Genomic DNA, 10,765 nt, shown 5'->3' with positions numbered 1-10,765 from the left:
CCGCGCCAGCCGCGGCCCCAGGCTCCTGGCCGTGAAGCGGGAGTTGGCGCCCGCCTGGGCCGGCGAGCTGCCTGCCCCCTGGGGACTGGAGACCGCGCCGGATCCCGAGGCCGTGCTGAAGGCCCTCCGGCCGGCGGCGAAGCGGGCCGGCTTGCCGGATCTGGTGGCGCTCGCTGACGGCTGGGCGACGAGTGCAGAGCGGGACCGCTGGCTGCCCCTGGACCAGTCAGCTCTGCTGGCCGAGCTGGCTGGCTTCGCGGCGGCACCCGCACGCCTGTTCGGCCCGGAGGGGCAGCCGCCCCTGGCCTTCCCCTGGGCCTACACCCCCTGGGTGATCGCCCTGCGCAGCCGTCCGGATCTTGCCCGCCAACAGCACCGGGGCTGGGACCTGCTGCTCGATGCCAGCCTGCGGGGCCGCCTGGTGCTGCCTTCCAGCCCACGGGTCTGCATCACGCTGATGGGGGCGGATTTCGAGCGCGTGCGGCAGCTGCGCCGCCAGGTTCTCGCCCACGACGACCGGGATGGTCTCAACCTGCTGCTCGCCGGCCAGGCCGAGGCGGCGGTGCTGCCGTTGCGTCCCCTGGTGCCGCTGCTGCGCCGTGACCCGCGCCTTCAGGTGATCTGGCCCGCCAGCGGGGCCCCGCTGAGCTGGCAGCTGCTGCTCCGCCCTGCCGGAGCGCGCCATCCCGCTCCGGAGCGTGGCTCGGCAGGTGCTGCGGCCGCCGCTGCTGGGGGCCCTGCTGGCGGGCGGCTGGGTGCCCCCCCTGCCGCCGCAGCGGCTGAAGCCTCTGCTGTCCCGCTTCCCGCAGCCTGTGGCGGCGTTGCTGCCCCGACCGGTCCGGCTGGGCGTTGCTGGAGCCTGCCGCCGCTGGATCCGCGCCGCCGCCTGGCGCTGCAGAGCCTCTGGGACGCCGCCGCCTGAGCCGTCAGCCCCACAGCCGTCGGCGCGGCGCCGCCGCCAGATGCCTGTGGGTGTCGGCCAGCAACTCGGGGATCGGCAGGGCGAGCGGGCAGCGGGGCAGACAGGCGCCGCAGCGGCGGCAGGCCTCGGCGTTGGCCTCCTCCCACCAGTGGCCGGCACGGCCGATCAGGTTGTAGCGCTCGCCGGCGAAGGCGGTCATGCCATGGCCGACGGCCAGGTTGCGTAGCCGCAGCAGCTCCGGGATCGGCACGCCGTTGGGGCAGGGCAGGCAGGCGCGGCACTGACCGCAGCGTTCGGCTCCCAGGCGGGTGCGGCCGGCCGCGGCCAGGCGCGCCAGGGCGGAGTGGTGCGCGGTGGTGAGCCAGGGGCCTGTCGGGCTGGACGGGCCGCATCCCCGGTCGGCGGGCGAGGGCCCGGCGAGGGCGGCGGCCCAGGCCAGATCCCCCGGCTGCTCGGCTCCCAGGCTCAGGGTGGAGATCCCCTGATCCAGCAGGAAGCGGTAGGCCAGCTCCAGGGGGTGGAACGGGGCGCAGTCGGCCTGCAGCTCGGCGGGCGGGTCGTAGAGGCGGCCACCCTTGTCGGCCGGCGAGATCGCCAGAACCCCGAGACCCTCCGCCAGGGCGGTGCGGGCCAGCGGCAGGCGTGTCGGGTCGAACAGATGCAGATGCAGGCTGCAGAACGTGAACCGGCCGGAGGCGAGGGCCGCTTCGATCAGATCGTTGGCGCCGTGGCTGGAGAATCCCACCTGCCCCACCAGCCCCTCCTCCAGGGCCCAGGCCAGCAGTTCGGCTCCGGGGCCCGTCGTGGCCCAGGCCAGGTGTTCAGGGCGGTTGAGGCCATGCACCGCCAGGCTGGTGAGCCGGCTCACCCCAGGCGCCGCAGAATCGCCCGCAGGTGTTCCTGGCCTGTCGCCAGATCGGGTCCCGGCAGCAGCTTGCTGGTGATCCGCCAGCCCCCCGGCGGTGTCAGCCCATCGCGATCCAGAGCCTCCAGGGCCTGGCCGAGGAAGATCTCGGCAGGACCGTAGGCGGGAGCCGTTTCCAGGTGATTGAGGCCCGCTGCCACGGCGGCGCGGAGCACCGCTTCCATCTGGGCCGGACTGCCCAGGGCCCGCATCGTGCCCAGGGTGAACAGCGACACCGCGGGGCCGCGGCCGAAGGGCCGCTCGCGGCTGGGTCTCACCCGGGGCTGCTGCCGGAGGGGNCATCCGGGCTGTCGCCTTCCTCCTCGCCGGCTGTGTCGGGTGATTCACCGCCTGCCTCGCCGCTGCCTTCTGCGGCACCTTCCCCGGCATCTTCTCCGGTCGGTTCGGCGCTCGCCGGCCGCTCCGGTTCGGGCTGGGCCTGCCTCAGATGGCGCACCAGTTCAGCCGGGCTCACCGAATCGAGGAAGCGGCGGAAGTCGGCGGCATCCTCGGCATCGGCCTCCGCATCCACCGGGATCGAGGCGTCGGCCACCACCTCCTCCAGCATCCAGATCGAGCTGCCGGTGCGCACCGCCAGGGCGATGGCGTCGCTGGGGCGGGCATCGAGTTCGATGCTGACGCCATCGGCCCGCTGCAGCTTCAGCACGGCGCGGAAGGTGCTTTCCTCGATGGCGTGGATGATCACCCGCTCGAGCACGAGGCCTCCGGCCTCCAGCAGGGCCACCATCAGATCGTGACTGAGCGGCCGCGGTGGCCGCTCGTTCCCGAGGCCGGCCAGGATGTTCTGGGCCTGGGCCTGGTCGATCCAGATCGGCACCTGCCGCCGGCTCGAAGGGTCGCGCAGCAGCACGATCGGACTGCGGCTGGCCGCATCCAGGGCGATGCCGGCGACGCGCATTTCCACCATGGTGTGGCGTTGCCCTTTTCCCGATTATGACCAGGGCAGTGAAGCTGCGGAGCCGACGGGAGGTTCGGATGTTCACCGGGCTGGTGCAGGCCACCGGAACGATCGAGATGGCGGCCGGCGGGGTGCGGCTGCGCTGGCCGGNTGGGGNCGATTCGCCCGCCGGTGACTGGCTGCCCGGGCAGCTGGCGCTCGGCGACAGCGTGGCTGTGGACGGTGTCTGCCTCACCGTGGCCGAACGGTTCGCCGATGGCTTCCGCGCCGATGTGAGCCCGGAGACCCTGGGACGCAGCACCCTGGCGGCCAAGGCCCGTCGAGGCGCTGCCGTGAACCTCGAGCCGGCCCTGCGGCTTGCCGATCGACTGGGGGGACACCTGGTCAGCGGCCATGTGGATGGTCTCGGGGAGGTCCGCTCGGCGTCCCGGCAGGGGGAGAGCTGGCGGCTGGAGCTGGCCTGGCGCGATCCCGCCTACGGCCGCTACGTCTGCGAGAAGGCCAGCATCGCCGTGGACGGCATCAGTCTCACGGTGGCGGGCTGCAGCCCCGACGGCAGCTGCTTCTGGATCGCCGTGATCCCGCACACCTGGGCCCAGACCACCCTGCACAGGCTGCGGGCCGGGGATGCGGTGAACCTCGAGGCCGATCTGCTGGCCAAGTACGCCGAGCGGCTGCTGGCCGGTCGNCTGGGGGACGCGAGCCGCGAGGCACCGGCCACCCGGCTGGACCGGGACTGGCTGCTGGAGCATGGCTGGGGCTGACGCCGGCGGAACCCNTGCCTACGGTTCGGGACGGATGCGACCCCCGCCCATGGATGAGCGACTCTGGGCTCCCAGCCCCGGCAATCTGCGGGCCTTCACCCTCTTTGAGGGTGTGCTGATGCTCGTGCTCGGCGTGCTGGCGCTGCTGTTTCCACTGCTGGCCTCACGCTGGGTCACGGCGGTGGTGGCGGTCGCNTTCCTGGTGGGCGGCATCGTGGGCTGGATCGACAACCTGCTGCGCTCCCCCCGCCTGGGCCGCTGGCTGGTGTTCTGGCGCCTGGTGGTCTCCACCGTGTTTCTGGTGGCAGGGATCACCATGGTTCAGCAGCTCGGAGCCGGTCCCCTGGTGGCGGCCTTGCCGGTGGCAACCCTGACCCTGGCGATCGGCATCGTCTTCCTGCTGGAGGGCGTGGTGGCGGTGATCGTGTCCCTGACGCACCGGCGGATCCAGGGCTGGGGCTGGGGATTGGTCAACGGGATCGTCACCTCGCGCTCGGCGTCCTGATCCTGTCGATGTCACAGGCGGCCCTGCTGAGTGTGCTGGGGATCCTGGTGGGTATCAGCTTCCTGTTCAGCGGGGTGGATCTGCTGATCTTCAGCGTCCGCTTCCACGACGACGTCTGAATCCGCTTGTCGGCGAGGACAGTCCGCGGATCGACGCGCTCCCGCTCAGGTGAGGGCGCTGTCCGGCTCAAGCGGGATCAGCCAGATCGAACGCGTTTCGGGGTGCAGTTCGATCCGGAACTCCTGGCCGGGTTGCAGACCCATGCGGCGGGTGTAGGTGTTGCCGATCAGGAGATTGCCGTTGCNATGCACCCGCGTGCGGTAGTCGGCCTGTCGGCCCTTGCTCCCNTGGGAGCCCCNACCACCACCGCTGCGGGGCAGGGCATAACCCTTCGCTTCCACCAGGGCTCGGTAGAAGCTCTTCTTCAGCAGCCGGCCGCTGGGCCCGACATATCCGCAGGCCCGGGCGATCTGATCTTCCGGACGGTTGCTGAGCGAGCGGGCGCGATCCAGCAGGGCCTGGCCCACCAGCATCTTGGAATCAGCGCCTGGGTCCGAACCCTCGGTTGCGCCCATGGGAGTGGTGGCACCCACCCGGTGCCGCTTTCACGATCGCTTGATTGTGCCCCCGTCGCGATGGCGGTCGCAAGGGGTTAGGCGGTCGATGGTGGTGAATCCGAATGGATCTGGCCCTGTGATCTCGCTCAGAGGAGATAAAGAATCCCGTAGAGCACGACCCAGATGCCGTCCACAAAGTGCCAGTAGAGCTCGGCCGCNTCGAGNCCGAAATGGCTCTCGGCGGTGATGCGGCCTCCCGGGCGGGTCTGGAGGGCCACGATCCCGATGCAGATGGCACCGAGGGTGACGTGCAGGCCGTGGAAGCCCGTGAGGGCATAGAAGGTGCTGGCGAAGAGGTTGTCGGTGAGACCGAAGGGCAGGGTGAAATACTCCACCATCTGCCCGGCCAGGAAGGCCAGACCCAGAGCGCCGCTCAGCAGCAGCCAGTTGCGGCAGGCGGCCGGACGGTTGGCCCGGATCTCCCGCCCCGCACGGTGGAAGGTGAAACTGCTCACCACCAGCAGCACGGTGTTGATCGTGGGCAACAGCAGCTCCAGCTCGTAGGTGCTGCCCTCGGGCAGGGGATTCACGGCCCTGAAGGTGAGATAGGCGGCGAAGAAACCGGCGAAGGTCATCCCGTCAGCCACCAGGAAGGTGGCCAGGCCGAACATGCGGGCGTCGTGGTGGGAGGGCACCTGGATCGCCTGATCGGCTGATGGGCTGCTGGTGGGAGTGGTGGTGGTCATCGATCAGGCGGCCTCCAGGCTGGCGGCAGGGCTTTCGGACCTCTTGCCGTAGCCGTAGGGCTCGGTCACCAGCGGTGCCTCGCCCGCCCAGTTCTCCACGGGGGGCGGCGACGTGGTCAACCATTCGGGGGTGAGGGCGTTCCAGGGGTTGTCGCCGGCCGGTTCGCCCCGAAGAGCGGTGAGGGCCACGTTGACCAGCAGGGGCAGGGTGCTGATCGCCATGATCAGGGCTCCCACGCTGCTGATCTGGTTGAGACTGGTGAAGGTGGGGTCGTATTCGGCCACCCGCCGAGGCATGCCGTTCAGACCGAGCCAGTGCTGGGGTAGGAAGCAGAGGTTGAAGCCGATGAAGGTCAGCAGAAAGTGCAGACGTCCGAGGTCTTCATTGAGCAGCCGACCGGTGAACTTCGGATACCAGTGATAAAGAGAGGCGAAGATCACGAAAACGGTCCCACCGTAGACGATGTAGTGGAAGTGCCCAACCACGTAGTAGGTGTCGTGGACGTGGATGTCGAACGGTACCTGGGCAAGACTGATGCCGGTAATACCCCCGAACACGAAGTTGAGGATGAAACCGCTGGAGAACAGCATGGCGGAATTCAGCGCGATTTTGCCGCCCCACAGAGTTGCCAACCAGTTGAAGAATTTGATGCCGGTCGGCACAGCGATGAAGGAGGTGGCAATTGTGAAGAACAACCTCATCCAGGGAGGTGTGCCACTCGTGAACATGTGATGGGCCCACACGATCAGACCCAGGAATACAATTCCCATGATCGAATACACCATTGTGGTGTAGCCGAAGAGAGGCTTGCGTGCGTGCACCGGCAGAATCTCGCTGACCAGGCCGAAGGCCGGCAGAACCATGATGTAGACGGCTGGGTGTGAATAAAACCAGAAGAGGTGTTGGTAAACGACTACATTGCCGCCCAGGCTGGGGTTGAAGAAGCCGGTGTGGGCAATGATGTCGAAGCTCAGCAGAATCAGGACGCCGGCCAGAACAGGAGTGGACAGCACCACCAGGATGCTGGTGCCAAGCATGGCCCAGCAATACATCGGCATTTGCATCAACTTGAGACCGGGCCGGCGCAGCTTCAGCACCGTGGCGATGAAATTCACTGCCCCGAAGATCGAGCTGCCACCCAGAAGCAGCACACTCAGAATCCAAACCACCTGTCCGGCTGCCGGCGTGGTGAGGCTGAGGGGCGGATAGGCAGTCCAGCCTGACTGCGCGGCAGCACCGGCGAGGAAGTAGCTGCTGATCAGCAGCAGGCCCGCCGGCGGAATCATCCAGAAGGCCACCGCATTCAGCCGCGGGAAGGCCATGTCTCGAGCGCCCACGTAGAAGGGGATCAGGTAGTTGCCGAAGCCACCGTTCACCACCGGCACGATCCACAGAAAGATCATCACCGTGCCGTGGAGGGTGAGCACCTCGTTGTAGGTGTCGCGCGGCATGAAGTCGGAGAGGGGGGTGACCAACTCGGCCCGGATGGCGCCAGCCAGGACGCCTCCAATCAGATAGAAGAGGAAGCCACAGACGAGATACTGCAGCCCGATCACCTTGTGATCGAGGCTGAAGCTGAAGTAGCGCAGCCAGCCGGTCGGTTGGAGGCCCGTCTCGAGCTGCTCGGGTGTGGCGACGGTCATCGCTGCTCAGGTGGTGGTGGAGGGGTGTTCTGCTGCAGCCAGCTTTGGTAGTCGTCCGGCTCATGCACCACCACGGACGTGCGCATGCCGCCGTGGTAGGCCCCGCAGAGCTCGGCGCAGATGATCGGATAGGTACCGGCCCTGGTGGCGGTGAACGAGAGCACGGTGGGCTGGCCGGGGATCACGTCCTGCTTGAGACGGAACTCCGGTACCCAGAAGGCATGGATCACATCCAGGGCGCTCATGTGCAGTTCTACGGGCTGACCCACCGGCACATGCAGTTCCCCACTGGTGATCTCGGAGCCTGGATAGTGGAAGATGAAGGCGAACTGCATCGCGGTCACGTCGACCGGCAGGGCTGGCTTGCCAACGGGATCGGCCTCTGCTGTCGCGGCACCGATGCCTCCCCAGATCCTCGGGCGCTGCGGCTCGGGTTGCATCGCAGCAGGCGCCATCGCGCTGTGATCCATGGCGCTGTGGTCCATCAGAGGAACCATGCCGCCCATCCGGTCGTAGATGTCGAAGCTGTAGATCCCGATGAACAGGATCACGACGGCCGGGATCGCCGTCCAGACGATTTCGAGAGGCAGATTGCCCTCGATCGCCATGCCGTCGCCGCTGTCGCTGGCACGACGGCGAAAGCGCACGAGGCTGTAGCCGAGCACGATCGAGATGCCCAGAAAGAGAATGGTTCCGATGCTGAACAGCACCCGGAACAAGGCGTCGTAGGCCCCTGCGTTGGTGCTGGCGTCGACGGGCAGGAGATTGACGCCATTGCCGATCCAGAGGCCGGTGAGCACCAGGGCCGCGGCGGCAATCAGGGCTGTGAGAGCGGTGCGGATCGGCACGGATCAGAGCATCCCTCGCGACAGCCTATGGGGGCTGCCCGGGCAGTGCGATGCCGCCACCTCTTTCGTCGTGAAATGCCGGTTTTCGCGGCCTGAGCCGCTCTTGATGTGAGGAATTCAGCACGCGTGGATTCGTTCGAGCCTTCACTGCAGAACGATCGTTACCTTGAACCACCGGCGAGACGGCTCGGTCATGACGGCGCAGTGGCAGCCCNTGGACCTGAAGCCTGCAGCCCCTGCGGCCGAGCCCGGCGGCGGCGGCCAGCGCGATGGCTCCGTCGACCCCCTGCTCTGCCGCCGTCTGAGCCTGCTCACCGCGCATCTGGTGGTGGCGCTGGTGGCGCTGGTGGTGATCGGCGGCGCCACCCGCGTGATGGAGGCGGGGCTGGCCTGCCCTGATTGGCCCCTCTGCTACGGCACCTTGCTGCCGGGCCGCCAGATGAACCTGCAGGTGTTTCTGGAGTGGTTCCATCGCCTCGATGCCTTCGTGGTGGGGGTGGCCCTGCTGGTGCTGGCCGCGCTGGCCGGGCTGCGCCGCCGCCAGCTGCCTGCCGGTGTGCCCGCTCTCGCCTTGCTGGCGCTGCTTCTGGTTGCCCTCCAGGGTCTGCTGGGCGCTCTGACGGTCACCCGTCTGCTGGCGGCTCCGGTGGTCACGGCCCACCTGGGCACCGCCCTGCTGCTGGTCGCTCTGCTCTCCGGCCTGCATCAACGCCTTGAGGGTGTCAGTCGAAACCGCAGGGATGTCCAGCCAGGCTGGTTCTCCGGGCTGCCGCTGCCTCTCGCTGTGCTGGCCGGTCTGCTGGTGCTGTCCCAGTCCCTGCTCGGTGGAGCGATGGCAAGTCAGTGGGCCGCCGATCTCTGCCTGGCATCCGGCAGGGCTGTCGCTGGCTGCTCTGGCACCGCCAGCTGGCCCATGCCGCCGCGCTGGCGGTGCTGCTGCTCGGAGCCGTCATCCCCGAGCGGCGCTGGGGGATGACGCTGGCGGCCGCTGTGCTGGCCCAGGTCGCTCTGGGTGTGCTCACCCTGCGCCAGCAGCTCGGGGTGCCCCTGATCACGGTGGCCCATCAGCTGCTGGCGGCCCTGCTGGTGGCACTGGTGGCGGCCGTGCTCAGCCGGATGCTTCCGCCTGCCGCTCCCCACCCCGCCGCTTCCGGCCTGCTCTCCGTTTCCCATGGTTGAGCTCCGTTCCCCCCAGACCCGCTCCGGAGTTGTGATGGCAGGTGCAGCCTCCGCCGCGGTGCCGCGTTCCGTGCGGCTGCCCGCCTGGTTGGAGGTGGCCAAGCCACGACTGATCCCCCTGCTGCTGGCCACCACCCTCGCCGGCATGGCCGTGAGCGGGCAGCCGGTCGATGCGCTCACCCTGGGCGCCACCCTGATGGGGGGCGCCCTGGCGGCGGCGGCGGCCGGGGTGCTGAATTGCCTCTGGGAGCAGGACCTCGATGGCCGCATGGCCCGCACCAGCCGTCGGGCCCTGCCTTCAGGGCGGCTGGCCGATCAGCAGGCCTTCGCCCTGGCGATCGGCCTCACGGCGGCGGCGGTGCTGCTGCTCGTGCTGGCGGTGAACACCCTGGCCGCGGCTCTGGCCCTGCTGGGGCTCTGCAGTTACGTGCTGCTGTACACCGTTCTGCTCAAGCCGCGCACCAGCCAGAACATCGTGATCGGTGGGGTGGCCGGGGCCATCCCGCCCCTGGTGGGCGCGGCGGCGGCCAGCGGCGTGCTGGGCTGGTCGAGTTGGTGGCTGTTCGCCNTGGTGCTGCTCTGGACGCCAGCTCATTTCTGGGCTCTGGCCCTGCTGCTGCGAGACGACTACCGGTCGGTGGGCATCCCGATGCTGCCGGTGGTGAAGGGTGTGGTGGTCACTGCGCGGGCGATCAGCCGGTACGCCTGGGCCACCGCCGCTCTCAGCCTGCTGGGGCTCGTGGCCCTTCCCAGCGGTGGCATTCTCTACGGGCTTCTGGTGCTGCCGTTCAACGGCCGTCTGCTCCAGCTGAGCGGGCGGCTGCGGCAGCAGCCTGAGGATCCCGCCCGGGCCAGAGATCTGTTCCGCTGGTCGATTCTCTACCTGTTCGGCCTCTGCCTGCTGCTGCTTCTGGCGCGATCGCCCCAGGCCACGCTGCTCGGCATCGGCCAGTTGCCGCTGCCTACATTGAGCCGCTGAGTCTCCAGTGGAGCGGCGATCGGGTGGTCCAGCCGTTGATCGAGTCAGGGCTCGCCCCGGTGGTCGAGCTGTCGCAGTTGCGCAAGAGCTACGGCCGAGGTCAGAAGAGCGTCACGGCGCTCAACGATCTGTCGCTGACCGTTCCTGCCGGCTGCCTGTATGGGCTGCTGGGGCCCAACGGGGCGGGCAAGACCACCACCCTGCGCATCCTCTGCACCTTGCTGGCACCGGATGAGGGCAGGGTGCGGGTGGCCGGGGTGGATGCCCTCGCCGAACCACGCAGGGTGAGGCGGTTGCTGGGGTATGTGGCCCAGGAGGTGGCTCTCGACAAGATCCTCACCGGCCGCGAGCTGCTGCGCCTCCAGGGCGATCTCTATCACCTGCCGTCCGGTCTGCGGGAGGCGCGCATCGCCGAGCTGATCGACCTGCTGGGCATGGCTGACTGGATCGATCGCCGTTGCGGCGGCTATTCCGGCGGCATGCGCCGCCGTCTCGATCTGGCCGCCGGCCTGCTGCACCGGCCCCGTCTGCTGGTGCTCGACGAACCCACCGTGGGACTCGACATCGAGAGCCGTGCCGCCATCTGGCAGGTGCTCCGCCAGCTTCGCGACGCCGGCACCACCGTGCTGCTCAGCAGCCACTACCTCGAAGAGGTGGATGCCCTGGCCGATCGGCTGGCGATCATCGAGGCCGGSGAGGTCTGGTTCGCCTCGAGCCAGGCCTATGAGGACCAGCGCGCACGCGGCCTCGTCGCCTGCGCGTTCTGCGGATCGACCGAGGTCGCAAGGCGGTGATGGC

The 10,765-nt window shown here is 68.8% G+C and carries 9 protein-coding genes and 3 pseudogenes; 6 read left to right on the top strand and 6 right to left on the bottom strand.

Annotation, left to right across the window (positions count from 1 at the left end; all coding sequences use genetic code 11):
* The coding region (locus tag SYNGFB01_RS14620; RefSeq protein WP_235300042.1) for a twin-arginine translocation pathway signal at positions 1–922 on the top strand (922 nt) is incomplete at its 5' end.
* A 4-nt stretch (positions 923–926) separates the two neighbouring features.
* On the opposite strand, the pseudogene SYNGFB01_RS08220 reads toward SYNGFB01_RS14620, so the two are convergent.
* Both SYNGFB01_RS08220 and SYNGFB01_RS08215 read right to left on the bottom strand, forming a co-directional pair.
* Positions 927–2,038, bottom strand: a pseudogene (locus SYNGFB01_RS08220) (aldo/keto reductase).
* A 62-nt stretch (positions 2,039–2,100) separates the two neighbouring features.
* Positions 2,101–2,754: a bifunctional nuclease family protein gene (locus tag SYNGFB01_RS08215; protein ID WP_082325941.1), complete on the bottom strand. Its 654-nt coding sequence runs from the start codon at positions 2,752–2,754 to the stop codon at positions 2,101–2,103.
* A 68-nt stretch (positions 2,755–2,822) separates the two neighbouring features.
* Between SYNGFB01_RS08215 and SYNGFB01_RS08210 the strand changes: the two genes are divergently transcribed.
* Both SYNGFB01_RS08210 and SYNGFB01_RS08205 read left to right on the top strand, forming a co-directional pair.
* Positions 2,823–3,509 carry a riboflavin synthase gene (locus SYNGFB01_RS08210; protein ID WP_048017662.1) on the top strand — a complete coding sequence of 229 codons (687 nt, stop codon included), beginning with the start codon at positions 2,823–2,825 and terminating at the stop codon, positions 3,507–3,509.
* A 49-nt stretch (positions 3,510–3,558) separates the two neighbouring features.
* A pseudogene (locus tag SYNGFB01_RS08205) lies at positions 3,559–4,133 on the top strand (HdeD family acid-resistance protein).
* A gap of 45 nt (positions 4,134–4,178) precedes the next feature.
* Here SYNGFB01_RS08205 and SYNGFB01_RS08200 read toward each other — a convergent pair.
* The 4 genes from SYNGFB01_RS08200 to SYNGFB01_RS08185 form a co-directional block, all read right to left on the bottom strand.
* On the bottom strand, positions 4,179–4,547 hold the full coding sequence (locus tag SYNGFB01_RS08200; protein WP_048017664.1) for an AbrB family transcriptional regulator: 369 nt from the start codon (positions 4,545–4,547) through the stop codon (positions 4,179–4,181).
* Positions 4,548–4,717: 170 nt separating this feature from the next.
* On the bottom strand, positions 4,718–5,317 hold the full coding sequence (locus tag SYNGFB01_RS08195) for a cytochrome c oxidase subunit 3 (RefSeq protein WP_048017661.1): 600 nt from the start codon (positions 5,315–5,317) through the stop codon (positions 4,718–4,720).
* A 3-nt stretch (positions 5,318–5,320) separates the two neighbouring features.
* Entirely contained in the window at positions 5,321–6,961 is a 1,641-nt protein-coding gene (gene ctaD, locus SYNGFB01_RS08190) for a cytochrome c oxidase subunit I (RefSeq protein WP_048017660.1), read from the bottom strand.
* Complete coding sequence (locus tag SYNGFB01_RS08185) at positions 6,958–7,809, bottom strand: cytochrome c oxidase subunit II (protein WP_048017659.1); 852 nt, start codon at positions 7,807–7,809, stop codon at positions 6,958–6,960. Before SYNGFB01_RS08185 ends, ctaD begins: the two co-directional genes overlap by 4 nt.
* 193 nt (positions 7,810–8,002) lie before the next feature.
* Here SYNGFB01_RS08185 and SYNGFB01_RS08180 point away from each other — a divergent pair.
* From SYNGFB01_RS08180 to SYNGFB01_RS08170, 3 genes and pseudogenes are all read left to right on the top strand, one after another.
* Positions 8,003–8,988: pseudogene (locus SYNGFB01_RS08180) on the top strand (COX15/CtaA family protein).
* 34 nt (positions 8,989–9,022) lie between these two features.
* Entirely contained in the window at positions 9,023–9,967 is a 945-nt protein-coding gene (locus tag SYNGFB01_RS08175; protein ID WP_048017658.1) for a heme o synthase, read from the top strand.
* Between the two features lie 59 nt (positions 9,968–10,026).
* On the top strand, positions 10,027–10,761 hold the full coding sequence (locus tag SYNGFB01_RS08170; RefSeq protein WP_152669591.1) for an ABC transporter ATP-binding protein: 735 nt from the start codon (positions 10,027–10,029) through the stop codon (positions 10,759–10,761).
* The last annotated feature ends 4 nt before the right edge of the window (positions 10,762–10,765 follow it).

Source organism: Synechococcus sp. GFB01 (assembly GCF_001039265.1).
In the GTDB taxonomy this organism is placed as follows: Bacteria; Cyanobacteriota; Cyanobacteriia; order PCC-6307; family Cyanobiaceae; genus NIES-981.
This window is presented reverse-complemented; position numbering and strand designations above follow the sequence as displayed.

Excerpts from the sequence above, each read along its gene's own strand:
- ctaD (WP_048017660.1), bottom strand. The coding sequence starts at position 6,961 with ATGACCGTCGCCACACCCGAGCAGCTCGAGACGGGCCTCCAACCGACC.